Source organism: Dermatophilus sp. B7861-1, assembly GCF_058996045.1.
Window position 1 is genome coordinate 1,090,432 of the sequence record NZ_CM180082.1, and the last position, 26,637, is coordinate 1,117,068.

At 58.2% G+C, this 26,637-nt stretch carries 17 protein-coding genes and 1 tRNA gene; 15 read left to right on the forward strand and 3 right to left on the reverse strand.

Annotated elements, in window-relative coordinates:
• The first annotated feature begins 79 nt into the window (after window positions 1-79).
• The 4 genes from pyk (at window position 80) to polA (ending at window position 5,646) form a co-directional block, all read left to right on the forward strand.
• On the forward strand, window positions 80-1,510 hold the full coding sequence (pyk, locus tag AC2T9U_RS04865; RefSeq protein ID WP_115030549.1) for a pyruvate kinase: 1,431 nt from the start codon (window positions 80-82) through the stop codon (window positions 1,508-1,510).
• A gap of 185 nt (window positions 1,511-1,695) precedes the next feature.
• A tRNA-Leu gene (locus tag AC2T9U_RS04870) sits at window positions 1,696-1,778 on the forward strand.
• 411 nt (window positions 1,779-2,189) lie between these two features.
• Window positions 2,190-2,834 (forward strand): ANTAR domain-containing response regulator, encoded by a 645-nt coding sequence (locus AC2T9U_RS04875; RefSeq protein WP_084440806.1) that lies wholly within the window; start codon window positions 2,190-2,192, stop codon window positions 2,832-2,834.
• Window positions 2,835-2,946: 112 nt separating this feature from the next.
• Entirely contained in the window at window positions 2,947-5,646 is a 2,700-nt protein-coding gene (gene polA, locus AC2T9U_RS04880) for a DNA polymerase I (protein ID WP_493696789.1), read from the forward strand.
• A 28-nt stretch (window positions 5,647-5,674) separates the two neighbouring features.
• Here the strand turns inward: polA and AC2T9U_RS04885 are convergent, their stop codons facing one another.
• A complete protein-coding gene (locus AC2T9U_RS04885; protein WP_493696790.1) occupies window positions 5,675-6,481 on the reverse strand; it encodes a class I SAM-dependent methyltransferase in 807 nt (268 codons plus the stop codon).
• A gap of 360 nt (window positions 6,482-6,841) precedes the next feature.
• On the opposite strand from AC2T9U_RS04885, the gene rpsA reads away from it, so the two are divergent.
• The 3 genes from rpsA to uvrB all read left to right on the forward strand — a co-directional run bounded on the left by rpsA (window position 6,842) and on the right by uvrB (window position 11,795).
• Window positions 6,842-8,296, forward strand: coding sequence for a 30S ribosomal protein S1 (gene rpsA / locus AC2T9U_RS04890; protein WP_493696791.1), 1,455 nt, complete (start codon window positions 6,842-6,844; stop codon window positions 8,294-8,296).
• A gap of 151 nt (window positions 8,297-8,447) precedes the next feature.
• Window positions 8,448-9,641 carry a dephospho-CoA kinase gene (gene coaE / locus AC2T9U_RS04895; protein ID WP_493696792.1) on the forward strand — a complete coding sequence of 398 codons (1,194 nt, stop codon included), beginning with the start codon at window positions 8,448-8,450 and terminating at the stop codon, window positions 9,639-9,641.
• A gap of 48 nt (window positions 9,642-9,689) precedes the next feature.
• Entirely contained in the window at window positions 9,690-11,795 is a 2,106-nt protein-coding gene (gene uvrB / locus AC2T9U_RS04900) for an excinuclease ABC subunit UvrB (RefSeq protein WP_493696793.1), read from the forward strand.
• A 60-nt stretch (window positions 11,796-11,855) separates the two neighbouring features.
• On the opposite strand, the gene scpC is transcribed toward uvrB, so the two are convergent.
• Window positions 11,856-13,373 (reverse strand): succinyl-CoA:acetate CoA-transferase ScpC, encoded by a 1,518-nt coding sequence (gene scpC, locus AC2T9U_RS04905; protein WP_115030533.1) that lies wholly within the window; start codon window positions 13,371-13,373, stop codon window positions 11,856-11,858.
• An 817-nt stretch (window positions 13,374-14,190) separates the two neighbouring features.
• Window positions 14,191-14,865 (reverse strand): MBL fold metallo-hydrolase, encoded by a 675-nt coding sequence (locus AC2T9U_RS04910; RefSeq protein ID WP_493696794.1) that lies wholly within the window; start codon window positions 14,863-14,865, stop codon window positions 14,191-14,193.
• Between the two features lie 104 nt (window positions 14,866-14,969).
• Here AC2T9U_RS04910 and uvrA point away from each other — a divergent pair, with 104 nt between their 5' ends.
• The 8 genes from uvrA (at window position 14,970) to AC2T9U_RS04950 (ending at window position 26,617) form a co-directional block, all read left to right on the forward strand.
• Window positions 14,970-18,119: an excinuclease ABC subunit UvrA gene (uvrA, locus tag AC2T9U_RS04915; RefSeq protein ID WP_493696795.1), complete on the forward strand. Its 3,150-nt coding sequence runs from the start codon at window positions 14,970-14,972 to the stop codon at window positions 18,117-18,119.
• 59 nt (window positions 18,120-18,178) lie between these two features.
• A complete protein-coding gene (locus AC2T9U_RS04920) occupies window positions 18,179-18,619 on the forward strand; it encodes a Rieske (2Fe-2S) protein (RefSeq protein ID WP_181816039.1) in 441 nt (146 codons plus the stop codon).
• Window positions 18,616-20,721, forward strand: a complete 2,106-nt coding sequence (gene uvrC / locus AC2T9U_RS04925; protein ID WP_493696796.1) for an excinuclease ABC subunit UvrC — start codon at window positions 18,616-18,618, stop codon at window positions 20,719-20,721. Before AC2T9U_RS04920 ends, uvrC begins: the two co-directional genes overlap by 4 nt.
• Before the next feature lie 184 nt (window positions 20,722-20,905).
• Window positions 20,906-21,805, forward strand: a complete 900-nt coding sequence (rapZ, locus tag AC2T9U_RS04930) for an RNase adapter RapZ (RefSeq protein WP_115032615.1) — start codon at window positions 20,906-20,908, stop codon at window positions 21,803-21,805.
• 2 nt (window positions 21,806-21,807) lie between these two features.
• The gene (locus tag AC2T9U_RS04935) at window positions 21,808-22,746 is read left to right on the forward strand and encodes a gluconeogenesis factor YvcK family protein (protein WP_208304418.1); all 939 of its coding nucleotides are present in this window, start codon (window positions 21,808-21,810) and stop codon (window positions 22,744-22,746) included.
• A gap of 82 nt (window positions 22,747-22,828) precedes the next feature.
• Window positions 22,829-23,809 (forward strand): DNA-binding protein WhiA, encoded by a 981-nt coding sequence (gene whiA, locus AC2T9U_RS04940; RefSeq protein WP_208303534.1) that lies wholly within the window; start codon window positions 22,829-22,831, stop codon window positions 23,807-23,809.
• Between the two features lie 364 nt (window positions 23,810-24,173).
• Complete coding sequence (gap, locus tag AC2T9U_RS04945; RefSeq protein WP_493696797.1) at window positions 24,174-25,178, forward strand: type I glyceraldehyde-3-phosphate dehydrogenase; 1,005 nt, start codon at window positions 24,174-24,176, stop codon at window positions 25,176-25,178.
• Window positions 25,179-25,408: 230 nt separating this feature from the next.
• Entirely contained in the window at window positions 25,409-26,617 is a 1,209-nt protein-coding gene (locus AC2T9U_RS04950; RefSeq protein WP_493696798.1) for a phosphoglycerate kinase, read from the forward strand.
• The last annotated feature ends 20 nt before the right edge of the window (window positions 26,618-26,637 follow it).

Here is a 26,637-nt window from a genome sequence, read left to right on the forward strand (position 1 = left end):
TCGTAATTCGTGCGCAATAGGGCGGGAACTCTATCTAAGGGGAATCGCTACCTGATGGGTGCTCGGTAGAATGGAAACTATGCGTCGAGCCAAAATTGTCAGCACACTCGGTCCCGCTGTCAGCAGCCTTGAAAAGATTAAGGAGCTGGTCGACGCGGGTATGGACGTCGCTCGGATTAACCGATCTCACGGTGATTATGAGGAGCATTCGCAGCAAATTGCCTGGGTGCGTGAAGCTGCCGATGAAGCTGGGCGGCCAGTTGCTGTTCTGGTTGATTTGCAAGGACCCAAGATCCGGACAGGGCGTTTTTCGGCAGGTCCGGTGCGCCTGGAAAATGGTGATTCTTTCACGATCACTACACGGCCGGTTGACGGTAATCAGGAAATGGTGGGGACTACCTACTCGGGTCTAGCTGGCGATGTGAAGGTGGGGGATCCGCTCCTCATCGACGATGGGAAAGTGCGCCTAGAGGCCGTTGAGGTGACGGACACGGACGTGGTCACCCGGGTTATTGAGGGTGGGGTTATTTCGAACAATAAGGGCATCAACTTGCCTGGTGTGGCAGTGAGTGTTCCTGCCTTGTCCGATAAGGACGAAGATGATCTTCGCTGGGGCTTGCGTGAGGGTGCGGACTGGATCGCGCTTTCGTTCGTGCGGGATGCCTCTGATATTGATCGAGTGCACGAAATTATGCGCGAAGAAGAGATTTTCCGGCCGGTGATCGCCAAGATCGAGAAGCCGCAGGCGGTGGAGAACCTCGCCGATATTGTGGCTGCGTTCGATGGCGTGATGGTGGCTCGTGGTGACCTAGGTGTGGAGCTTCCGTTGGAGGAGGTCCCGCTGGTGCAGAAGCGCGCTATCGAGCTGTGCCGTCGTAACGCTAAACCGGTGGTGGTTGCCACGCAGGTTTTGGAGTCGATGATTGAGAACTCGCGGCCTACGCGGGCTGAGGCTAGTGACTGCGCTAATGCGGTGTTGGATGGCGCGGACGCGATCATGCTTTCGGGTGAGACGAGCGTAGGTAAGTACCCGGTTGAAGCTGTGCGGACGATGGCGAAGATTATTTCTTCGACAGAAGGCCGGGGGTTGTCACAGATTCGTCCGTTGATGACGACGCCGCGCACCCCAGGGGGCGCGATTACGCGTGCAGCTTCGGAGATCGCTAACTACCTCGGCGCTAAGTATTTGGCCGTGTTTACTACTTCGGGTGACTCTGCACGCCGTATGTCTCGGGTTCGCCCTGATGTGCCGATGATTGCATTGACTCAGCGTGAGGAAACTCAACATAAACTGTGTTTGACCTGGGGTATCAATGCTCACTTGGTTCCTGATTACAACTCGACGCGCAAAATGGTTGAGGCAGTGGATCGAGTGTTGCTGTCGGAGAGCACGCAGTTCGCGCGCGCTGTTCCCGGTGATTTGGTGGTGATCGTGGCAGGTACACGTCGTGGAGTAGAGGGCACGACGAACAGCATCCAGGTGCACAAGGTTGGTAGCTCTTTGGAATGACGTGAGGGTTGTGCTGCCTTGAGTGATGGCAGCTTGTGTGGGGCGTCTCGTCTTCGGATGGGTGCCCCACCTGCTTTTTGGGTGCACTTTCTGGTGTGGGGGGTGTGTTGCGGACGTCGATTATTGGCTTGGAGGGGTAAGGGGTTATAGTGGAGACCTGTTCTACGCCGGGTTTTCCCGGGCCCGCCGGGGTGGTGGAATGGCAGACACGGAGCACTCAAAATGCTTTGACCTAACGGTCGTGCGGGTTCAAATCCCGCTCCCGGCACTCTGATGGTGAATCCCCGAACCTACAAGGTTCGGGGATTCACTGCGTTTGGGGGGATGCCTGAATAGGCTCGGCATCATTGAATAGACCTACTGCCGGCGCTCTGACCTTTAGGGACTCTCAGTCCTCGATCGACAATGCCTAGCAGAGGTATCAGTCATATATTGCGGACTTACGTCCACTGGCTCATCTGTGGAACCTCCCGGTGAGTGGCCAACCACGTGGGTGATTGTTTCTCGTAATGCAGGCTTGCGAGCTCGAGCTGGCAGGGTGTTGGCCCCTGTGTGAGGCAAGCGCGCTTTATCGCTACGTGTCGGTAAGTGTGATGTGGGGCTCTTTTTCGTTCTGCGGCATGCAACAACGTCAACACACCCGGTGTCAGCAGGTGCGGTAGGCGCCTAGAATCGATGCGTGACAGCCAACGAGACGACTGAAGAGCAGGCCCCTGCTGAGTCGACCCCCGAACGTGAATCCGACGCCCTGCGGGTCGTGGTGGCCGAAGATGAGGCACTGATCCGCCTTGACTTGGCCGAAATGCTCGCAGAAGCCGGTTACGAGGTCGTGGCGCAGGCCGCTGACGGTGAAGAGGCTGTAGAGCTAGTCACCGCAGAGCGCCCCGACATCGTAGTCATGGACGTGAAAATGCCAGTCCTCGATGGAATCTCGGCCGCCGAGAAACTGCACGCCGAACGCATCGCCCCTGTGATCATGTTGACCGCTTTCAGTGACCGTGACCTGGTTGAGCGAGCGCGTGAAGCAGGCGTCATGGCTTACGTGGTTAAGCCTTTCACTATCGATGATCTGCGTCCGGCGATCGATATTGCCCGCAGCCGCTGGCAAGAGATGCATGAACTTGAGGCTGAGATCGCCGATCTGGGGGAGCGCCTCGAAACACGCAAGGCAGTAGATCGCGCTAAGGGTGTGTTGATGACTCAGCTCAAGCTGAGCGAATCTGACGCGTTCCGGTGGATCCAAAAAACCGCGATGGACCGACGACTGTCGATGCGTCAGGTTTCTGAGGCAGTGATTGCGGGCCTGCCAGGTAAGAAGAAGTAAGCGCGTTTCTGCGCGGCAAGAAAGAGGAGAGGAATACCTAGAAGGTGCTCCCTCCTCTTTTTGCATTGTGAGGTGGGCGCGTAGTCGTGCCCCGAGCACCTAGGCTGGGTGTGTGGGTCGACTACTTCTTCTTGACGGACACTCCCTCGCCTACCGGGCCTTTTTTGCCCTGCCTGCGGAGAATTTCGCGACAGCTACGGGACAAACAACGAACGCTGTATTCGGGTTCACCTCAATGCTGATCAACCTGTTGCGGGATGAACAGCCAACACACGTGGCAGTGGGGTTCGACCTTTTCAAACCAACGCTGCGTTTGGCGGAGTATCCGGAGTACAAAGCTGGCCGAGCTAAAACACCAGAAGAGTTCACTAGCCAGATCCCGCTGATCATCGAGGTTCTGGATGCGATGGGGATCCGGCACACTGCGGTCGAGCAGTATGAGGCCGATGATGTAATCGCGACACTGGCTGCTCGTGGGGAGGAATCCGGGCACGAGGTGCTTGTGGTCTCTGGTGATCGGGATTCCATGCAAATGGTCACGGACCATGTCACAGTCTTGTACCCGTTGCGTGGCACTTCTGAGCTGGCTCGCCTGGATCCTGCGGGTGTCGAAGAACGTTACCTGGTGCGCCCGGAGCGGTATAGCGACCTGGCTGCGCTCGTGGGGGAGAAGGCAGACAACCTCCCTGGGGTGCCAGGCGTCGGGGCGAAAACAGCAGCTAAATGGCTGAACCTGTATGGCGACCTGTCTGGCATCGTCGCCCACGCTGACGAAATTAAAGGCAAAGCAGGCCAGAATCTGCGGGACAACCTGGAATCAGTGCTGCGTAACCGGCGGCTTAACCAGTTGACGTCCGATCTTGACCTTCCCGTCACTATCGATGATGTGCAGTGGCAGGGCCCTGACCGAGAGGCTGTGCATGCGGTATTTGACGCGCTGGAATTCCGGGTGCTGCGGGACCGATTCTTTGAAGTAATTGGCCACGACAGCGGCGGCCAAAGCACGCAAAGCACTGTCGAATTGGAAGAAACAGTGTTGGCTCCTGGTGAGCTTGGAGCGTGGCTGGATGCACATACTCGTGCTGGTGAACGCGTTGGCGTCATGGTTGAAGGGCAATGGGCACGCGGTACTGGGGATGCGTGGGCTGTTGCTATCGCTGCCCCTGATAACGCTGCTGCCTATATCGATCTGGAATCGTTGACGGGTACAGACGAGAAAGCTTTCGCTGCCTGGCTTACCGATCCGCAACGACAGATGGTTTTGCATGATGCGAAAGGCCCTTTGCAAGCGTTAACCGCTCGGGGGTACACCCCCGCAGGGCTGTCGGGCGATTCCTCTATCGCCGCCTATTTGGTTCACCCAGATCAGCGTTCCTATGACCTTGGCGATCTCGTGATGAGGCATTTGCATCGCGAGCTGGCGCATGGAAGCAGTAATGGCCAAGGCATGCTGGATATCGGTGGCGGTGATGACCACGCTGCAGCCAGTGATGCGATGGCACGCGCTCGCGCGGTGCTGGATCTTGCTGATGCGCTTGAGGCGTTGGTGGATAGCAGCGGCGAGATGACGCTGTATCGGGATATTGAACTTCCGTTGGTGGCAGCTCTGGCTCTGATGGAGCGTCGAGGTATCGCTGTGGATCGTGCTCGGTTAAATGAGCTGGAGCAGCATTTCGCTGATGCCCTCGCCGATGCTGCGCAAGAGGCGTACGGCGCTATCGGACATGAGGTGAATCTTTCTTCTCCTAAGCAGCTTCAGGTTGTGCTGTTCGAGGAGTTGGATCTACCGAAGACGAAGAAAACGAAAACGGGTTACACCACGGATGCTGATGCGCTGAACAGCTTGTTCGAACGTACGGGGCACCCTTTCCTTGCAGCGCTGCTGCGCCACCGCGACGCCTCAAAACTGCGTTCAACGGTGGAAGGCCTCATTAAAGCCATCGCTGACGACGGGCGAATTCACACCACATATCAGCAGACAATTGCGGCCACAGGGCGATTGTCTTCCACAGACCCAAACTTGCAGAACATCCCGATCCGTACTGACTCTGGTCGCCGTATCCGTAGTGTTTTTGTGCCAGGCCAAGCAACCGGCGGCCAGGGTTCGGTGGCATACGAGTCCGTCCTTTCTGCGGACTACAGCCAGATCGAAATGCGCATCATGGCTCACTTGTCTGGTGATGAGGGGCTTATTGAGGCTTTCCGCAGCGGTGAGGACTTGCACCGTTTTGTCGGGTCGCGTGTGTTTGAGGTCTCCCCTGAAGACGTCACGCCTGCTATGCGCAGCAAAGTGAAAGCGATGTCGTATGGCTTGGCGTATGGTCTGTCAGCTTTCGGTTTGTCACGGCAACTGAAAATCTCTACCGCCGAAGCGAATACCCTGATGGAGGGCTACTTTGAACGCTTCGGTGGCGTTCGGGATTACCTGGCTGAGGTAGTCGAGATTGCGCGTAAGCAGGGGTACACCGAAACGATGTTGGGACGGCGCCGCTATTTGCCTGATTTGACCTCATCGAACCGGCAACGTCGTGACATGGCTGAACGAATGGCGTTGAACGCACCTATCCAAGGTTCTGCCGCCGACATCATCAAGATCGCCATGCTGCGTGTAGAGAAAGCGATTGATGAGGCGGGAATCGCCTCACGCGTTTTGCTCCAGGTGCATGACGAATTGGTGGTGGAGGTAGCGCCGGGGGAGAAGGATCAGGTGGCGCGCTTGATTCAACGTGAGATGGGCGGCGCGATCGATTTGTCTGTCCCGCTTGTTGTCAATATCGGTGTTGGCGATAACTGGCAGACAGCCGCTCACTGATCAGTGCGTGGCGCGCAAGTATGTGTAGTTACTTGCGCGCCACGAAGATCGCGGTCCCGGGAATGTGAGCGCCGCGTTGGGGGCTCCACCCTCCCCATGTTTGTGTGTTCCAGCTGGGCCATTCTGGTTCGACGATGTCGAGCACAGTGAATCCGCTGGTTGCCAGTGCACGTACGTGATCGCCGATGGTGCGGTGGTATTCGGCGTAGTCGATGCGCTCGCCGCTGCGTTCGATGTACGGCGAGCGGTCGAAGTAGTTCATGGATGCGTGGAGGGCATCGGGGGCGTCGGGGAAGGCCCAGCGGATGGGGTGGGTGGTTGAGTATGCGAGGAGGCCACCGTGGGAGAGGACGCGCGCGCATTCGTGGAGCATTGCGTTGAGGTCGGCGATGAATGGTGTTGCGCCGTATGCACTGAAGGCGATGTCGAAGCTGGCGTCGGCGAAGGGTAGGGCGACGGCGTCGGCTTGAACGAGTGGTACGGCGTTATTGGTTTTGGCGTTGAGGTGTTTGGCTACGTCGAGCATTCCTTCTGCAATGTCTGATGCGATGGCTGTGGCGCCGCATGCTGCTATGTATCTGCTGCCTTGTGCGGCGCCGGAGCCGAATTCGAGAACGCGTTTGTTGGTGAGGTCTCCTAGGAGGTGTAGTTCGCTTTCTCGGATTCCTTCTGGGCCCCAGACCAGTTCAGCGTCGCCGAGGAAGTCACCGTGTTCGGCGTAATAAGTGTTTGCTTCTGTGCTCCACCAGTTTCGGTTGCCTCGGTGTGTTTCGGTGGCTTCGGCGTGTGTTGTTCCGCGTCCGGCAGTGCGTGGTTCTTGGGTGGGGTCTGTCATGACAGATTCTTTTCTCGGGAAGGTTGGCTGGTTGGTTGTGGATGTTGGTGGCTGATTTCAAAATCGTTGCTGGGTATCGGTGCTGAACACGCCTATCGCCCTTTGCTCGAAACAGTTGTGAACGGTAGGATTAGTCGGTCTCTGCATACAACCATTGTCTGATGGATCGGTAATTAAATGCGCGCCTGACGATTTGTTTGACGCACGGTCCCTGTGACGCGGTGAAACGGATGTCACCGTCGAATGGAAGTGCTTCCCGGATCATGAAGTCCGGCGCAGAGGCGAAGAAAGAATTTGTCCAAGAGTCGGCACCCATGTGTCGTCTCCCGATTTTCTGTCCACCTACGGAGCCCCAACTACATGACTTCCACCCCCGAGATCGCGATCAATGACATCGGCTCGAGTGAAGAGCTGCTCGCCGCAATCGATGCCACCATTAAGAACTTCAACGACGGTGACATTGTTGAAGGCGTGATCGTCAAGGTCGATCGCGACGAGGTCCTCCTCGACATCGGTTACAAGACCGAAGGTGTTATCCCTTCGCGTGAGTTGTCCATCAAGCACGACGTTGACCCTTCTGAGGTCGTCACCGTCGGCGACGAGGTCGAAGCTCTTGTCCTCCAGAAGGAAGACAAAGAAGGCCGCCTCCTCCTGTCCAAGAAGCGTGCACAGTACGAGCGCGCTTGGGGCACCATCGAGAAGATCAAGGAAGAAGACGGCGTCGTCACCGGTACCGTCATCGAGGTCGTCAAGGGTGGTCTCATCCTCGACATCGGCCTGCGTGGCTTCCTCCCCGCTTCTCTCGTGGAGATGCGCCGTGTCCGCGACCTTCAGCCGTACGTCGGCAAGGAGATCGAGGCCAAGATCATCGAGCTCGACAAGAACCGCAACAACGTGGTCCTGTCGCGCCGCGCATGGCTCGAGCAGACGCAGTCCGAGGTTCGTTCCAAGTTCCTCCACGACTTGCAGCGCGGCCAAGTTCGTTCCGGCCAGGTTTCCTCGATCGTCAACTTCGGTGCGTTCGTGGACTTGGGTGGCGTCGACGGTCTCGTGCACGTCTCGGAGCTGTCGTGGAAGCACATCGACCACCCCTCCGAGGTTGTCGAGGTTGGCCAGGAAGTCACGGTCGAGGTTCTCGACGTCGACATGGACCGCGAGCGCGTCTCCTTGTCGCTGAAGGCTACGCAGGAAGACCCGTGGCAGACCTTCGCCCGTACGCACGCCATCGGCCAGATCGTGCCCGGTAAGGTCACCAAGCTGGTTCCGTTCGGTGCCTTCGTGCGTGTCGAGGACGGCATCGAGGGCCTGGTGCACATCTCCGAGCTGGCCGAGCGCCACGTGGAGCTGCCGGAGCAGGTTGTGCAGGTTGGTCAGGAAATCTTCGTCAAGGTCATCGACATCGACCTGGACCGCCGCCGCATCTCTCTGTCGCTCAAGCAGGCCAACGACATCGCCTTGGCTGGCGCCGAGTTCGACCCCACGCTGTACGGTATGGCGGCCGAGTACGACGAGGCTGGCAACTACAAGTACCCCGATGGCTTCGACCCGGAGGCCAACGAATGGCTGCCCGGTCACGACGCCGAGCGCGAGGCTTGGGAGCGCGAGTACGCCACGGCTCAGAGCCTGTGGGAGCAGCACCGCACTCAGGTCGAGGCCGCTTCCAAGGCCGAGGCCGAGGCTGCAGAGGCTGGCGCCGCCGAGGCGACGTCCTACTCCTCTGGCGCCACCACCACACAGGTGTCCGCTGCTGAAGGCACGCTCGCTTCCGACGAAGCCCTCGCGGCTCTTCGTGAGAAGCTGACCGGCAGCGCCTGATCAGTGTGACGCAGCGATGATCACGCTGGAGCTGCTGCTCCGCAGGTGATTTTCAGAGCGTGAGAAAGGCCCTGTCCACCCCAGGTGGACAGGGCCTTTCTCACGTGGCGTTTTCCCGCCGTAACGGGGCCAGGAGGCCTACCATGGCGTCATGGTGAACATCGGCTTGACGGGCGGCATCGGATCGGGAAAGTCCACAGTGGCGACCGCGCTGCGCGCGCGAGGAGCTGTAGTTGTTGACGCAGACGCCATAGTGAGAGATTTGTTAGGGCCAGGCGGTGGCGCTGTTCGTGCGGTGGTAGACCGTTTTGGTGACGAAGTAGTAGGTGAAGACGGCGCGATCGATCGGGCTGCGCTGGCGGCGACCGTTTTCCAGAACGCAGAGGCGCGAAACGACCTCGAGGCGATCGTGCACCCTCTGGTGGCTGTTCGCACCACAGAAATAGTGGCAGCCGCGCCCGAAGATTCGATCATTGTTCACGATGTCCCATTGCTGGTGGAGAAGCATATGGGTAGGCAGTATCACCTCGTCTTGGTGGTGCACGCCCCAGCTGAAGAGCGCGCACGGCGATTGGTGGAAAAGCGTGGAATGAGCCACGCTGACGCGATGGCACGGATGTCACATCAAGCTGACGATGATGCGCGTCGGGCAGCAGCAGATGTGTGGCTGGATAATTCTGGGACAGAGGAAGAGCTTCTCGCCCAGGTAGAAAAAGTGTGGGAAGAACGGATTATCCCGTTCCGCGACAATCTCATCGCTGGGCGGATTTACCGGCCTGAAAACTCGTCGGTGCTGGTGGATTATGACGAGCAGTGGCCTGCCCAGGCGGCACGGATTATCGACCGGTTGTCTGCAGCACTGGGAGATAAAGCCCCCGAATTTGAGCACGTTGGTTCTACTGCAGTGCCTGGTATGGAGGGCAAAAACGCGATTGATATCCAGGTCGGGGTTCGGGATCTACGTGAAGCTGATGATCCTGAGTTTGTGCGGATTTTGACTGATCTGGGGTATCCCCGCGTTGAGGAGTACCGCTTGGATCACCCTACTGATGATTTACCGGACCCTTCGTTGTGGATTAAGCGTTTTCACGGTTCAAGTGACCCAGGACAGGTAGTTCATTTGCATGTGCGTGAGATTGGTAGCGCTGGCTGGCAGTACGCGTTGCTGTTCCGGGATTGGCTGCGGGGAGATCCGGGAGCTGCTGAGGAGTACGTGGAAGTGAAGGCAACTGTTGACGCGCAGAGCAGCTCTGTTGAGGAGTATCGTCGTTCGAAAGCGCCGTGGTTCAACGAAGTGTGGCCGCGCATTCAAGCCTGGGCGCGTAAAGAAGGATGGCAGGGCTGAAGCTGTCAGGGGCTCTGTTAGTTGGCAGGCAGGTTTACGGTGTAAGGCATGCGTCCTATCACCGATCTGCAGCGCACGGTCGCCCCTATCGAGGTTGTTTCGGAGTATTCGCCTAGTGGTGATCAGCCGGCCGCCATCGCAGAGTTGACCCGCCGTATCAATGCGGGTGAGCAGGATGTGGTTCTGCTGGGTGCTACGGGTACGGGTAAGTCAGCCACGACAGCGTGGATGATTGAGCAGGTACAGCGTCCAACGTTGGTGATGGCACCGAATAAAACTCTTGCTGCTCAGTTGGCTAACGAATTTCGGGAGTTGCTGCCGAACAACGCGGTCGAGTACTTCGTCAGCTACTACGACTATTACCAACCCGAGGCTTACGTGCCATCTACGGACACGTACATCGAGAAAGATAGCTCGATCAATGATGAGGTTGAGCGGCTACGGCACTCGGCGACTAACTCGCTTTTGACGCGTCGTGATGTGGTGGTGGTTGCTTCAGTTTCGTGCATTTACGGATTAGGTACTCCGCAGGAGTATGTCGACCGGATGCAGCGGCTGCGAGTGGGGATGCAGATGGAACGTGACGACTTACTGCGTCAGTTTGTTCAGATGCAGTACAGCCGTAACGATTTCGCGTTCGAACGAGGGACTTTCCGGGTGCGGGGTGACACGGTTGAAATCATTCCGCAGTACGAAGAACTAGCGATTCGTATCGAATTTTTCGGTGATGAGATTGAGCGTCTCCAGACCTTGCATCCACTGACGGGTGAGGTAGTTCGTGAAGAAAACGAACTGTATGTGTTCCCGGCGTCGCACTATGTGGCAGGTCCGGAGCGTATGGAGCGCGCTATTGCCGGTATTGAAGCTGAGCTGGCTGAGCAGCTGAAAAAATTCGAGCGAGAGGGGAAACTTCTCGAGGCGCAACGGTTGCGGATGCGCACTACCTATGACATCGAGATGATGCGAGAAATGGGCGCATGTTCGGGTATTGAGAACTATTCGATGCATATCGATGGGCGAGAACAGGGCAGCGCACCGAACTGTTTGCTCGACTATTTCCCGGAGGATTTCCTTCTCGTTATTGATGAGTCGCACGTGACAGTGCCGCAGATCGGTGCCATGTATGAGGGCGACATGTCACGTAAACGGGTGTTGGTAGAGCATGGTTTTCGGCTGCCTAGCGCGATGGATAACCGGCCGTTGAAGTGGGAAGAATTCCTGGAGCGTATTGGGCAGACGGTGTATTTGTCTGCCACACCTGGTGATTACGAGTTGGCTAAGTCTGATGGGTTTGTGGAGCAGATTATCCGGCCCACTGGGCTGATTGATCCCGAGATCGTGGTGAAGCCAACTAAGGGACAGATCGATGACTTGCTCGCGCAGATCAATGAGCGGGTAGCCAAACAGGAGCGGGTGCTGGTTACCACGCTCACGAAGAAGATGGCTGAAGATCTCACGGAGTATCTGCTGGATAAGGGTGTACGGGTCCGTTATTTGCACTCTGAGGTAGACACTCTTCGTCGCGTGGAGCTGCTTCGTGAGTTGCGGGTCGGGGTATTTGACGTGCTGGTTGGTATCAACTTGCTACGTGAAGGTTTGGATCTTCCTGAGGTGTCGCTCGTGTCGATTCTCGACGCCGATAAGGAAGGGTTTTTGCGCTCTACTCGCAGCTTGATTCAGACGATTGGCCGTGCTGCTCGTAACGTTTCGGGGCAGGTGCACATGTATGCCGACACCATTACGCCCTCGATGCAACAAGCCATTGATGAGACGCTGCGGCGTCGGGAAAAACAGCTGGCTTATAACGCTGAGCACGGTATCGATCCCACCCCGCTGCGGAAGAAGATCGCAGATATCACGGACATGTTGCATCGTGAGGATGAAGACACCGAGGAGTTGATAGGTAGTGCTCGGGCTGCCTCGCGAGGCAAACGTGCATCCGAGCGTGGAAAGTCGGCAGGGATGGAGTTTGAGGCCTCTCGCCTGGATACCGCAGGGATGCCGCAGGCTGAGTTGGCTGATTTGGTGCAGCAACTGACTGAGCAAATGCATCGTGCTGCTGAAGAGCTTCAGTTTGAGTTGGCGGCGCGGTTGCGTGATGAAATCTCAGACTTGAAGAAAGAGCTGCGGGGAATGATTCGCGCTACAGAGTGAAAAGGGTCATAGGTTGGGGCGGGGCGACAGTCGCCCCGCCCCAACCTATGACGGGGAAGGTTAGGCTTCCGGTTTCATGGATCCAGTGCGCAGGAACCGCTGGTGCCACGAGTGCGCGATTTCTAGGTCGTGCGGGGTGTGCTGGCCGTTGGCGACTTTGCGGGCCTGCTCGTAGTAGTCACGCAGCATGGGGCGGAAGTCGGGGTGGGCGCAGTTGTTGATGATGCGTTCGGCGCGTTTGCGGGGAGCCAGTCCACGCAGGTCGGCTAGTCCTTGTTCGGTGACGATCACGTCAACGTCATGTTCAGTGTGGTCCACGTGTGAAACGAACGGGACGATCGCCGAGATCGCGCCGCCTTTAGCGGTTGAGGGTGTGACGAACGTGGAAATGTAGGCGTTGCGGGAGAAATCCCCCGACCCACCGATACCGTTTTGCATCTTCGAACCCATGATGTGTGTCGAGTTCACATTGCCGTAAATGTCAGCTTCGATGAGCCCGTTCATGGAGATGACACCGAGACGCCGAATGAGTTCAGGGTGGTTCGAGATCTCCTGGGGCCGCAGAATGATGTGTTTGCGGTAGTGCGAGGCGTCACGGTTCATCTTTTCGGCAGCGTCAGGAGATAGCGAGAACGCGGTTGCTGAGGCGACAGCGATTTTGCCGGAGTCGATGAGATCGAGCATTCCATCTTGGATCACCTCGGTGTAGGAGGTGAGGTCACGGTAGGGCCGGTCGAGCAGGCCGGCCAGGACAGCGTTGGCGATGTTGCCGACTCCCGACTGCAGAGGGAGAAGTTCTTTGGGGACTCTGCCCTGCTCGACCTCGTAGTCGAGGAAGTCCAAGAGGTGGTTAGCGATGGCTCGGGAAGTGTCATCGAGTGGCTTGAAGGGGGTGTTGCGGTCGGCTTGGTCGGTTTCGATCACGGCGACGATGCGATCGGGGTCGACGCGGTAGTACTTTTCACCGATGCGGTCTCCGGGGGCCACAAGGGGGATCGGTACCCGGTTAGGGGGCAATGCGGTGCCGTAGTAGATGTCGTGCATTCCTTCGAGGTCGGCGCTTTGCCAGCTGTTGACTTCGAGAATGATGCGGTCGGCGCGGTCTAGGTAGGTTTTGTTGTTGCCGACGGAGGAGCTGGGGATGAGATGTCCGTCTTCGGTGATCCCGGCGACTTCGATGACGGCGACGTCGAGGTTACCGAGAAACCCTTCCCACACCAGGGGGGCAACGTGGGACAGGTGGATGTCTACGTAGTCCATGTCGCCGGCGTTGATGCGGGCTCGGGTGGCGGGGTCGGACTGGTAGGGGGTACGTAATGAGATGCCGTTGGCTTCGGCGAGGGAACCATCGAGTTCGGGGGCGGTAGAAGCTCCAGTCCATGCCCCAATGCGGAATTCGTTGCCTTCGGCGTGGGTACGGCGCATTTTTTCGGCCAGGGCGACGGGGAGAGCTTTTGGATATCCGGCGCCGGTGAAGCCGGCGAAGCCTACGTTGTCACCATCTTTGATTAGTTCGGCTGCGTCTTCAGCAGTGGTGATTTTGCGGCGTAGGGATTCGTTGGCGATGCGGTGGGCCATGATTCCTCCTGATGCTGGGGGTTCAGGATTGATCGTAGGTCGCAAAGGGGGCGAACATGTCCTATTACGCAGTCATGAATGCCACACTGCTTGATGGGTGGGTGAGGATGCTTACTTACTCTTACCTAAGTTGGCGCTGTTTGGTGGGCAGGGGTTGGTCATGCCGTGTCGGTATTAGGTGACAGATGAACCGGCCTGTGCGGGTCCGGTAATTTTTTGGGGGATAGAGGTACATCGTTCCTGCGATTGAGAGATAGGGCGGTGCTTTCGTCATTGGCGACGTCTGAGATGCTGGGGGCTTTCGCTACGCAGATCGCTGCATTTGTGATTCCGCTGTTTGCTGTTATTTCTTTAAAAGTTGATTAGTTTCATATGAAAGTTTTGAACTCTATTGAGTCTACGGCTGCCGTGATTGCTGGATTTCTTGTAGGTGCGCGAGTCGATATTTATGGCGGCCGGTTTTCGATACGTGTTGCTCATGGTTTGCGTATGCGCTCGGGGAAGGTGGGGCGTCTTTTTTGCGTGAAAGTTCTACAGTTCAGTGCTGAGCAAGTCGCCTTGAGTGGAATATGCGGCGGCATCGGTGGCCTTGTCGGTGCCGCCGCAGTGAATAGCGGGTACGTGCACAAGAACATGAAACTTAGCTACGGCGTGTCACGTTTCTTGCCATCGGTCCCGGTGGTCGTTATTTGCCTGAGCCAGTCCGTCGCAGCCCCGAGAACATGATCGTCTAGATCGCTGCCTCCGAGCGTGTCCTGGCCCTGTACGGCGAAAAGACCGCGACTCCCAGCTTGTTACGTCCTCACCGCCAGTGGGGTTACCAGCCCCGCTGGCGCCATTCAGGAAGGCTGGGGCGTTCGGTGCCGATGGTGGTATCCGAGCCGTGCCCGGGGTAAACCCAGGCATCATCGTCATATACGTCGAAAAGGCGCTGCTCGACGTCATCGATGAGTGAAACAAAATCTTCAGGGCTGTCTGTTTTTCCTACGCCGCCAGGAAAAAGCGAGTCCCCGGTGAAAAGGTGCGCGCTGCCATCGGGGGCGGTCCAGGCCAATGCAATCGCGCCAGGAGTGTGCCCCCGCAGCGCGATGACGTCCACAGTGTGTTCCCCAACGGTGATGGTGTCCCCGTGATCCACAGTCCGATGCGCTGGCAGAGGAAGAGCGGCGGCGTCACGTACCCCTGCGATGGTTTCAGCCCCCGTGGCATCTGCGATCTCAACCAGAGCTCCGGTGTGGTCGGGGTGTCGGTGCGTAGTCACGATCGTGGCTACAGGTGCTGCGCTCTCAGCGATCAAGCCGTTGATCCGTGCTGCATCGGTGGCGGCATCGATCAGCAGAGATCCACTGCCGTCGCTAGGCGTAAGTAGATAGACGTTGTTGTTCATCGGGCCGACGCTGGCTTTACGGATAGTGAGCGTGCCGAGGTCACGTACGTCGCTGGGGCCTCCGCTGACGACCTCGCCGGTGTAGTGACTGTGGGTGTCCTGCATGCTCTCTCCTGGTAGATCGCTGGCGCAGTGGTGTTTAAGAATGATCAGGCGGGCCTTATGTAACAACGTTGATGAATGAATCGCCCATGCCGCTGGCGCGAACGATGTCGCCCCCTGCCCCTAGAGTGACATGTGTGCCAGTCGAAGCTTCTTCATCATCCGTAGCGCGTCGATCGGGGACGGCCGAGGGTAGCTCTGGTCGTATCGTCGTACGCGGGGCCAGGGAACATAACCTGAAGAATGCCGGGATCGACATCCCCCGTGACTCGCTGGTCGTATTCACCGGCTTATCCGGGTCAGGGAAATCCTCCTTGGCTTTCGACACGATTTTCGCTGAAGGGCAACGACGCTACGTTGAGTCCCTGTCCTCATATGCACGCATGTTCCTTGGGCAGATGGACAAACCCGACGTCGACATGATCGAGGGACTGTCCCCGGCGGTGTCTATCGATCAAAAAGGCACCAACCGCAACCCCCGATCCACGGTGGGAACCATCACAGAGGTACATGACCACCTGCGACTGTTGTTCTCTCGCGCTGGGCGAGCCCACTGCCCGGTGTGTGGCGAAGCCATCACACGACAAACACCGCAGCAAATCGTTGACCAGCTGATGGAACTTCCTGAGCGCACCCGATTCCAGGTGTTAGCGCCGGTGGTGCGCGGCCGTAAAGGCGAACACATTGAACTGTTGAAAGACCTGCAACAACAGGGATACTCGCGGGCGCTGATCGATGGGCAGCGCTATGAGCTCACCGACCCACCCGCCCTAGAAAAACAAAAGAAACACACCATCGAGGTGATCATCGATCGCCTCGTCGCTAAAGGGCCAGGACAAGACACCAACCGTCAACGTCTCACTGACTCAGTCGAAACAGCGCTACGCCTGGCCGCAGGGATCGTGCTCATCGACTTCGTTGATGTCCCTGACAACAGTGACAGTGACCTACCAGCGCGGCGACGATTCTCCGAAAACCTGGCCTGCCCCAACGAGCATGAAATCAACGTCGAAGCTTTCGAACCTCGCACCTTCTCGTTTAACAGCCCTTTCGGCGCCTGCCCTACCTGCACCGGCATCGGCACCGAAAAAGAAGTAGACCCCGAACTCATCGTCCCAGACGAAGAACTGTCTATCAGGGAAGGTGCCATTCAGCCCTGGTCTCAAGCCGGAAAACTCGCCGACTATTACGAAAAAGTAGTCAGCGCGCTAGCTCAAGAGCTGCACTTCACCCTGGACCAGCCGTGGCGTTCGCTGTCCAGCGAAGCCAAAGAAGCACTCCTGCACGGAAAGAACTACAAAGTCCACGTCAAATATCGAAACCGGTGGGGCCGAGAACGGGCCTACACCACCGGATTCGAAGGCGCGATCGCCACCGTGAATCGCCGCTACAAAGAAACCGAATCCGAATCATCACGGGAACGCTACGAAGGTTACATGCGGGAAATCCCGTGCCCGTCCTGTCACGGAGCGCGCCTGAAACCCGAAGTTCTCGCTGTGACCATCGGTGGACGCAACATCGCCGAAGTGTCCGACCTAGCCATTCAGGAATGTCTGGACTTCTTGTCCTCCGTCGAATTCACCGACCGAGAAAAACAAGTCGCTGACGCAGTGATGCGTGAAGTCGGTGCCCGACTCGGATTCCTCCTTGACGTTGGCCTGGACTACCTGTCCCTGTCTCGGCCCGCATCCACTCTCTCCGGTGGCGAGGCACAACGCATCCGCCTTGCCACCCAAATCGGTTCAGGCCTTGTTGGCGTGCTCTACGTTCTCGATGAACCTTCCATTGGGCTACACCAACGCGACAACGACCGCCTCATCGGCACGTTGAAACGCCTGCGCGACCTCGGCAACACACTCATCGTGGTTGAGCATGATGAAGACACCATCGATTCTGCGGACTGGCTGGTTGACATCGGCCCTGGGGCGGGTGAAAACGGCGGTGAAGTTGTCTACTCCGGCCCTGTGGAGGGCATCAAAACAGTTGACCGATCCGTCACCGGGGCGTACCTGTCTGGCCGCAAAGAAATCAGCGTCCCCGCTACCCGCCGAGGCATCGACAAAAACCGCACCCTGCGCGTCCTAGGTGCGAAACAAAACAACCTGAAAAACATTGACGTCACTGTGCCGTTAGGCTGCTTCGTCGCCGTCACTGGTGTTTCCGGCTCTGGGAAATCCACCCTCGTCAACGACATCCTTTATAACGTGCTCGCCAACCGGCTTAACCGGGCCCGTCACGTCCCCGGCCGTCACCGGCAAGTTCAGGGCACCGAACAACTCGACAAAGTTGTTCACGTTGATCAGAGTCCGATCGGGCGAACTCCACGATCCAACCCAGCCACCTACACAGGTGTTTTCGATAAGATCCGTAAACTCTTCGCTGAAACCAACGAGGCAAAGATGCGCGGCTACACGGCCGGACGGTTCTCTTTCAACGTCAAAGGCGGCAGATGCGAAGCCTGCCACGGTGACGGCACCCTAAAAATTGAAATGAACTTCCTTCCTGACGTGTACGTGCCCTGCGAGGTGTGCCACGGGGCCCGCTACAACCGCGAAACCCTCGAAGTGAAGTTCAAAGGCAAATCCATCGCCGAAGTTCTCGACATGCCCATCGCTGAAGCTGCCGAATTTTTCGGCGCCATGACTGGGATTGTCCGCTACCTAGAAACACTCACCCAAGTCGGTCTGGGATATGTGCGCTTAGGGCAGCCAGCTACCACTCTCTCTGGCGGTGAGGCCCAACGCGTCAAACTTGCCACTGAACTTCAACGCCGCAGCACAGGAAAAACGATCTATGTCCTTGATGAACCCACCACAGGACTGCATTTCGAAGACGTCCGCAAACTCCTTCTTGTGCTGCAGGGGCTGGTGGACAAGTCCAACACGGTTGTCGTGATCGAACACAACCTGGATGTCATCAAGTCAGCAGACTGGATCATCGACATGGGGCCTGAGGGGGGCGCTGGCGGCGGAACTGTTGTCGCTGAAGGAACCCCAGAAGACATCGCCCGTACTGAAGGAAGCCACACCGGAACTTACCTGGCGCCCCTGTTGGAACGCTCCGGCGTTACGCCCACGATCGTGAAACCATCCACGGCTTCGGGGAAAACGGTAACAGCCTCGACGGCAGCTAAAAGCAGCACGAAAAAAACCAGTGCTGCGAAAAAGACAACAACCGGGAAAAATGCGAAAACAACGGCCAAGAGCAGTGGCGTAAGTGCCTCTACACGCCGCAAGGCCAAAGCATTGAAGTCCTGACGCGAGAATGTGTCCAGACGTGTGCACCCCCACGTCGCCACCAGCAGGAAGGAACCGACATGACCGTCGAACAACGCCAACCGGCAGGAAACCGTGACATGGACCGCCGTACCGTCTTGCGCGGCATTACTGGCCTGGGCGTTTCTGCCGCCACAATCACCATTCTCGCTGCGTGTGGCGCTGGCCAGCCTGCCGCGCCGAAAGTGGACCAGGCCGCGGTGATCGCTGCCGTTAAAAAAGCTGTTTCTGAAGGAAAAGCCCCCGTTGGTGGGGCAGCTTTCATCGAAGAGCCCGCTCTTGTGGTGACCCAACCCAAAAAGGGTAGCTACATGGTGTTCTCGAGCGTCTGCACGCATGACGGGGGCATCATTGACCAAATGTCCGATGATGGAAAGCTGGTCTGCCCCAAGCACGGTGCGCAATATGACCCAGCTACCGGACAGCCAGTTGCTGGCCCCGCGCCTGCAGCACTGCAGAAATTCGACGTACCGGTCGCGTGAGTGACCCATCCCACTACCGGCCCCGCCCTGGAGAAATCCCCACAGATCCGGGCGTTTACCGGTTCCGTGACCCCGAGGGAAGGGTCATTTATGTCGGCAAAGCAAAATCGCTGCGGCCTCGCCTGTCGAGTTACTTCCAAGACCTGACACAGCTACACCCGCGCACCCACACGATGGTGACAACAGCCAGCCGTGTTGAGTGGACGGTGGTATCCAATGAGGTCGAGGCGCTCCAACTTGAATACTCGTGGATCAAAGAGTTCGATCCACGATTCAACGTCAAATACCGCGACGACAAGTCCTACCCCTATCTCGCGGTCACGATGGCTGAGAAATTCCCGCGCGCCCTGGTTATGCGCGGAAACAAGAAAAAAGGCAACCGCTACTTCGGGCCGTACACCCACGCCTGGGCGATCCGGGAAACTCTCGATCTCCTCCTACGTGTGTTTCCAGTGCGTACCTGCAGTGCGGGGGTTTTTCGCCGGGCCGAAGCATCAGGGCGGCCATGCCTATTCGGGTACATCGACAAATGCGCAGCACCGTGCGTTGGGCGAGTCAACGAAGAATCACATCGTGAGCTGGCCGAAGACCTGTGTGACTTCCTCGAAGGAAATTCGGACAAGTTCGTCACCCGGCTAGAGAAAAAAATGCGTGCCGCGGCCGCCGATCTTGACTTCGAACAGGCAGCCCGCCTGCGAGACCATGTCGCCGCACTCAAAACAGCACTAGCGAAAACCGCTGTGGTGTTGGGAGACGCGACAGATGCTGACGTATTCGGCCTGGCAGGCGATGACCTAGAAGTGTCAGTCCAGGTGTTCCATGTTCGAGGTGGTCGAATAAAAGGGCAACGAGGCTGGGTTGCCGAACGGCAAGACGAAGACGATGGCCGTATCGTGGAGCACCTACTCCAACGCATCTATGGCGGTGAAGCTGGAGAAGTAGTACCCCACGAAGTATTGGTTCCCGCGCTTCCTGCTGACGATGAAGTGCTCCGCGCCTGGTTGGGGGAGCGGCGCGGCGCCAACGTGGCTCTGCGCATCCCCCAACGCGGCGACAAAAAAGCCCTCCTAGAGACGGTAACGCGCAATGCCGAGCAGGCTCTAGCCCGGCACAAACTCACCCGCGCAGGTGACCTCACTAACCGCAGTCGCGCATTGCAGGAACTCCAAGATGCCATCGGTCTGGATGAGGCTCCGCTACGCATCGAGTGCTACGACATCTCCCACATCCAAGGGACGAATGTGGTGGGCTCAATGGTCGTTTTCGAAGATGGCCTTCCCCGCAAGTCGGAATACCGACGATTCGTTATTCGTGGCACAGGGCGAAACCCAACCCCCGTGGATTCCAACGCTTCTGGCCCCACTCCTGTGGCGGGGTTGGGCCCTGAGGCGGGTAATGATGACACTGCTGCGATGCGGGAAGTTCTGCAACGGCGTTTCACCCGCCGTGAGCGGGAACGCGCCGCACGAGCCCCATCTATCGACGAACAAGCATTGACGCCTACCGCTTCGGCGGCAGAGGCCGTGAACTTTGACACACGAGATGAACTCACACTTGACCGGTGCGGTAGACCGATAGCAGGAGCTGGGACAGCTGCTTGCGCCTCGGCGCCAACGAAGTTCGCCTACAGCCCTCAGCTTGTAGTGGTTGACGGGGGGCTGCCTCAGGTGCGGGCGGCGCAAGAAGCTCTTGATGAAATCGGCGTTGATGATGTCGTCGTTGTCGGCCTGGCGAAACGACTGGAAGAGATCTGGCTACCCGACGATGATTTTCCGATCGTGTTACCGCGCACGAGTGAAGGGCTGTTTCTGCTGCAGCGCTTGCGTGATGAAGCGCACCGATTCGCAATCACATTCCATCGGCAACGGCGCAGTACAGCGATGACGCGTAGCGCCCTGGATGGCATCCCTGGTTTGGGAGAAAGTAAGCGTAAGGCGCTTCTGTCGCATTTCGGTTCGGTGAAACGCATACGTGAAGCAACCCCTGAAGAGCTGACAGCGGTGAAAGGAATTGGCCCCAAGCTGGCAGAGGTGATTGTCACCGCGCTTGCAGCGAACACACCGGATCCCAGCATCAATACCGTGACCGGCGAAGTTTCCTGAAATAGACCCAGCACAGTTCTCGCCGCGAGTGGTGGTGTGTGTCAAGGTTGAAGGGGGAGCGCATCATTGCTGCAAATGATGCTGATGCGGCCGATTCATGAGTGCGGGGGCTCATACGGTGGTGTCGAGGGAAAATGGCAGTGCGTCAAGGATGGGGGAAATCATGAGTTCTGAACCAACGTTTATGGGGGAAGGACACCCACCGGGAGAGAACGCCCTGGATGAAGGCATGCCGTTTGTCATCTTGACCGGTATGAGCGGGGCAGGCCGTAGCACTGCGGCCCGGAGCATGGAAGATCTCGGCTGGTACGTAGTGGACAACCTTCCGCCAGAGATGCTTTCTGAGCTGGGGCGCCTTATGGCTCGCCCATCGAGCACGGTGCGTAGGCTCGCAGTTGTTGCCGACGTGCGGTCGATGGAATTTTTTGATGCATTGTTCTCGGCTCTGATGCGGCTGCGCGAGGCAGGCATCAATCCTCGGATTATTTTCTTTGATGCTGATGATGAATCGTTGGTGAGGCGTTTTGAGAGTGTGCGTCGTCCGCACCCGTTGCAGGGGGAGGGGCGGCTGCTTGACGGTATCCAGGCGGAGCGGGCTCGACTGGCGGATTTGCGGTCTGTATCAGATCTGGTTGTGGACACCTCTGGTTTGAATGTGCATCAGTTGTCGGCCAAGGTGCGGTCGATGATTGCCGAGGCCACGCAGGTGCGGCTGCGTATGGCAGTGGTGTCTTTCGGGTTCAAGTACGGGGTTCCGTTGGATGCGGACGTGGTATTTGATATGCGCTTTTTGCCCAATCCGTTCTGGATTCCGGAGTTGCGCCCGTTCAATGGGCTTGATGCACCGGTGTCGGAGTATGTGTTGTCTCGTCCAGGGGCGGTGGAGTTCTTGGAGCGGTTGGACAGTGTGCTGCAGGTCATGATTGAGGGGTATTTGTCTGAAGGGCGCCGGTATGTCACTGTCGCCATTGGCTGTACGGGCGGTAAGCACCGTTCAGTGGCGGTGGCTCAGGCGTTGAGTGACCGTATCGGGACGGCGGAGGTGTCTGTGATGACGTTTCATCGCGATCTGGGGCGCGAGTGAGCATTGGGGATCCACGCGTTGTGGCGTTGGGGGGTGGCCATGGGTTGGCTGCATCGTTGGGGGCGTTGCGCCATGTGACCGATGAGATCACGGCAGTGGTGACAGTTGCTGATGATGGCGGCTCCAGTGGTCGATTGCGGCGTGAGTATGAAGTGTTACCGCCGGGTGATCTGCGGATGGCGGTTGCTGCATTGTGTGATGACACGGCGGAGGGACGTCGGTGGCGTCAGGTGCTGCAGCATCGGTATGGGGCTGGCGGTGCATTAGAGGGCCATGCGGCGGGGAATTTGCTCATCCTGACGTTGTGGGATCTGCTGGATGACCCAGTTGCGGGGCTGGATGCGTTGGTGCGTCTGGTTGATGCTCGTGGACGAGTTTTGCCAATGGCGGGGGTGCCGTTGGTGATTGAGGCCGATGTGACTGATTTGGTGCCTGAAGATCCGCAGGCGTCGGTGTTGCTGCGGGGGCAGGTGTCCGTAGCGAAGACGAGCGGTCAGGTGGCTTCGGTGCGTCTTGATCCGGCGGATCCTCCGGCGTGCCCAGAGGCATTGGCTGCGATTGATCAGGCAGATTGGGTGATTCTTGGGCCTGGTTCGTGGTTTACGTCGGTGATGCCGCACATGTTGGTGCCGCAGTTGCGGGCTGCGCTGTGTCAAACTTCGGCTAAACGTGTGTTGACGTTGAATTTGTCGCCGGGCACGGACGAGACGAGTGGGTATACGGCTGCGCGGCATATTGAGTCGCTGGCGGCCTATGCGCCAGGGTTCCGGGTGGATGCGGTGTTGGCGGATCCAGCTGCGGTTGATGACGAGGAAGCACTGCGGGACGCGGCGGCTGAGCTGGGAGCCACGGTGGTGTTGACGCGGTTGGCCTCCAGTGAGTCTGCTGAGGTGCATGACACGTTGCGGTTGGCTGCGGCGTATCGGGACTTGTTTGCCTGAGTGGGTTTCGTTGGGTTTTGCGTGTTTGGGGTGCTTCTGCGTGCTCTAAGGGGTGCTTGACCCGGGTGGCAGGATTGTCGACATGGCGATGACCGCGAAGGTGAAGGACGAGTTGAGTCGGCTGAGCGTGACTAAGCCGTGCTGCCGAAAGGCAGAGGTGAGTGCTTTGTTGAGGTTCACAGGGGGGTTACATCTCGTCTCGGGGCAGGTGGTGATTGAGGCTGAGGTGGATACGGCAGCTAGTGCCCGGCGGCTGCATGCGGTGTTGGGTGAGTTGTATGGGGTGCAGTCGCGGTTCATGGTGGTTGCTGCCGGTGGTTTGCATCGTTCTACGCGGTATGTAGTGCAGGTGCATGAGGGTGGTGCGGCGGTTGCGCGGCAGACAGGGTTGATTGATGTGCGGGGCCGCCCGGTGCGGGGGTTGCCGCCGCGGGTGGTGAATGGGTCGACGTGTGATGCGGAGGCTGCTTGGCGTGGCGCGTTTTTGGCGCATGGGTCGCTGACGGAGCCGGGGCGGTCGAGTTCGTTGGAGATCACCAGTCCGGGGCCAGAAGTTGCGTTGGCGATGGTGGGTGCGGCCCGCCGGCTGGGTATCGCGGTCAAGGCCCGTGAGGTGCGCGGTGTGGATCGGGTAGTGATCCGTGATGGTGACGCTATTGGGGCGATGTTGACGCGGATGGGTGCCCATGATGCTGTCTTGGCGTGGGAAGAGCGGCGGGTGCGTCGGGAAGTTCGGGCCACAGCGAACCGGTTGGCTAATTTTGATGACGCGAATTTGCGCAGATCCGCGCGGGCGGCGGTGGCTGCGGGGGCGCGGGTGCGTCGTGCGTTGGAAATTTTGGGCGATGATGTCCCGGATCATCTGAAGGCTGCTGGGGAGCTGCGGTTGGCGCATAAGCAGGCGAGTTTGGAGGAGCTGGGTGGTTTGGCTCAGCCTCCGATGACCAAGGATGCTGTCGCTGGCCGTATTCGGCGGTTGTTGGCGATGGCGGATAAGAGGGCTGCGTCGTTGGGTATACCGAATACCGAGTCTGCTTTGAATGAGGAGACAGTTGATTCCTGATCGGGAATCTCATCTGATTTTGCAGCTCAGGCGCAAATTGTTGCGAAAAGGAGAGAGACGAAAGTCTCTATCTCGTAGGTAAGGATTTTGGGCGACGTGCTCATGGCATAGGCTCGGAGTGTCGCACGCAGGTGTGCGACTCGAACGGAATCTCCCATCGAGTGTGCGTGCGACGGGCCGTATGGCTTGCTCTACGCATATTTCGGTGAATTTCACTGCTCTGTAAGGAACAGTGGGGAGATATACGCGTTGAACACTGTGAGGGGTACGCCGGAAGGTTTTCTCACAGTGGTCGCCCGTTTCGGGTCCACGCTGATGACGTGCCCGCACCGTTCATAGACAACGCTTCCAGGAAGGTTCACCTGTGACTGTTCGCGTAGGTATCAACGGATTTGGCCGTATTGGCCGCAACTTCTTCCGTGCTGTCGCCGCATCTGGCGCCGATGTCGAGATCGTTGCGGTCAACGACCTCACCGACAACAAGACGCTCGCCCACCTGCTCAAGTACGACTCGATCCTGGGGCGTTTCCCGCAGGACGTCACCTACGACGAGTCCTCGATCACCGTTGGCGGTAAGGCCATCAAGGTTTTCGAAGAGCGCGACCCGGCCAACCTGGACTGGGCTTCTGTTGGCGCGGACATCGTGATCGAGTCCACGGGTCGTTTCACCAAGGCTGAGGACGCTAAGAAGCACCTCACCGGTGGTGCGAAGAAGGTCATCATCTCCGCTCCGGCGAAGAACGAAGACATCACCATCGTCATGGGTGTTAACGACGGTGACTACGACGCTGCCAAGCACACCATCATCTCGAACGCTTCGTGCACGACGAACTGCCTGGCCCCGATGGCCAAGGTCCTCAACGAGGCCGTAGGTATCGAGAAGGGCCTGATGACGACGGTGCACGCATACACCGCCGACCAGAACCTGCAGGACGGCCCGCACAGCGACCTGCGTCGTTCCCGCGCTGCAGCCCTGAACATTGTCCCGACCAAGACGGGTGCCGCTTCTGCGGTGGCGCTGGTTCTGCCGGAGCTGAAGGGCAAGTTCGACGGCTACGCCCTGCGTGTTCCCACACCGACGGGTTCGGCCACCGACCTCACCTTCGAGGCTGGCAAGGAAACCACGGTTGAGGAGATCAACGCTGCAGTCAAGGCTGCCGCGGAGGGTCCGCTCAAGGGCATCCTGTCCTACACCGAGGACCCGATCGTCTCCAAGGATATTGAGACCGACCCGCACTCCTGCATCTTCGACGCTGGTTTGACCAAGGTTATCGGCAACCAGGTGAAGGTTGTCGGCTGGTACGACAACGAGTGGGGTTACTCCAACCGTCTCGTGGACCTAACCACGCTGGTCGGCAAGTCGCTCTGACGTCGATTCTCATCGATGTGGCGTGGCACGGAGTGGCTGATCACGTCATCGTCTCCGTCGCTTCGCATTGACTTCGCGCGTGCGCCGGGTGGCCGGAATCCCGGTCGCCCGGCGCACGCGTCGTTGTCTGGGCTCGTTCCGGTGTGGATGCGGGCTTGATCTACCTGAACTTTGCATCGTCCGGCTCGTGGTGTTGTCCATGTGGTCGGGCTCTAAAGGAGTGAATGCGTATGAAGACCACCGAGGAGCTTATTAACTCGGGTGTGAGCGGTAAGCGCGTGCTGGTTCGTAGCGACTTGAACGTGCCGCTGGATGAATCCCGCAACATCACTGATGACGGTCGTGTGCGGGCATCGATCCCCACGATTAAGGCGCTAGCTGATGCAGGTGCGCGGGTTATTGTGGTGGCTCACTTGGGGCGTCCAAAGGGCACGCCAGAGGAAAAGTACTCGCTTAAGCCGGTAGTGGGGCGTTTGAGTGAGCTGCTTGGTTTGGATGTCGCGTTCGCTGAGGACACGGTGGGTGACTCTGCTGCCAGCGTTGTTGCTGGATTGCAGGATGGCCAGGTCGCGTTGTTGGAGAACCTGCGTTTCAACGCTGGTGAGACAAGCAAGGACGAGGCTGAGCGAGGAGCGTTCGCCGACAAGCTTGCCGCGTTGGCTGACGCATATGTTTCTGATGGCTTCGGTGTGGTTCACCGTAAGCAGGCCTCGGTGTATGACATTGCGACGCGACTTCCTGCGTACGCCGGTGGGTTGGTGCGTTCTGAGGTTGAGGTGCTTAAGCGCTTGACCGAGGAGCCTGCGCGTCCGTACGCAGTGGTGTTGGGTGGCGCAAAGGTTGCTGACAAGCTGGCCGTCATTGAGAACCTGATGAAGACCGCGGATCGTCTGATCATCGGTGGCGGTATGGCGTATACGTTCCAGGCTGCTCGTGGTTTCGAGGTGGGTAAGAGCCTGCTTGACCCGGAGAAGATCGAGGCGTGCAAGGGCTTCATCGAGGCTGCCGAGGCCAACGGTGTCGAGCTGGTGTTGCCGGTTGACACGCGGATCGCTCCGGAGTTTGGTGAGGATGGACCGATTTCGGTGGTTTCTTCTGAGGAAATCCCTGCCGATCAGATGGGTCTTGATATTGGTCCTGAGACGGAGAAGTTGTTTGCTTCCAAGCTCGAGGACTGCAAAACCATTTTCTGGAATGGGCCGATGGGTGCCTTCGAGATGGGGTCGTTCGCTGGTGGCACCAAAGCCGTTGCAGCTGCGCTTGTTGAGACGACCAAGAGTGGCGCGTTGACGGTTGTCGGTGGTGGTGATTCGGCTGCTGCTGTGCGGAGCCTGGGCTTCTCTGACAACGACTTCGGTCACATTTCTACCGGTGGTGGCGCCAGCCTCGAGTACCTCGAAGGTAAGGCGCTGCCGGGTATCGAGATTCTTTCTAAGTAAGTAGCTTCCTCTTTGTGCGG

What these genes read in the sequence shown, in the direction of transcription:
- uvrB (WP_493696793.1), top strand. Translation starts at nt 9,690, where the DNA reads ATGCGTCCTATCACCGATCTGCAGCGCACGGTCGCCCCTATCGAGGTT.
- pyk (WP_115030549.1), top strand. Translation starts at nt 80, where the DNA reads ATGCGTCGAGCCAAAATTGTCAGCACACTCGGTCCCGCTGTCAGCAGC.
- AC2T9U_RS04885 (WP_493696790.1), bottom strand. Translation starts at nt 6,481, where the DNA reads ATGACAGACCCCACCCAAGAACCACGCACTGCCGGACGCGGAACAACA.
- AC2T9U_RS04920 (WP_181816039.1), top strand. Translation starts at nt 18,179, where the DNA reads ATGACCGTCGAACAACGCCAACCGGCAGGAAACCGTGACATGGACCGC.
- rpsA (WP_493696791.1), top strand. Translation starts at nt 6,842, where the DNA reads ATGACTTCCACCCCCGAGATCGCGATCAATGACATCGGCTCGAGTGAA.
- scpC (WP_115030533.1), bottom strand. Translation starts at nt 13,373, where the DNA reads ATGGCCCACCGCATCGCCAACGAATCCCTACGCCGCAAAATCACCACT.
- coaE (WP_493696792.1), top strand. Translation starts at nt 8,448, where the DNA reads ATGGTGAACATCGGCTTGACGGGCGGCATCGGATCGGGAAAGTCCACA.
- rapZ (WP_115032615.1), top strand. Translation starts at nt 20,906, where the DNA reads ATGGGGGAAGGACACCCACCGGGAGAGAACGCCCTGGATGAAGGCATG.
- uvrA (WP_493696795.1), top strand. Translation starts at nt 14,970, where the DNA reads ATGTCGCCCCCTGCCCCTAGAGTGACATGTGTGCCAGTCGAAGCTTCT.
- AC2T9U_RS04910 (WP_493696794.1), bottom strand. Translation starts at nt 14,865, where the DNA reads ATGCAGGACACCCACAGTCACTACACCGGCGAGGTCGTCAGCGGAGGC.
- AC2T9U_RS04950 (WP_493696798.1), top strand. Translation starts at nt 25,409, where the DNA reads ATGAAGACCACCGAGGAGCTTATTAACTCGGGTGTGAGCGGTAAGCGC.
- whiA (WP_208303534.1), top strand. Translation starts at nt 22,829, where the DNA reads ATGGCGATGACCGCGAAGGTGAAGGACGAGTTGAGTCGGCTGAGCGTG.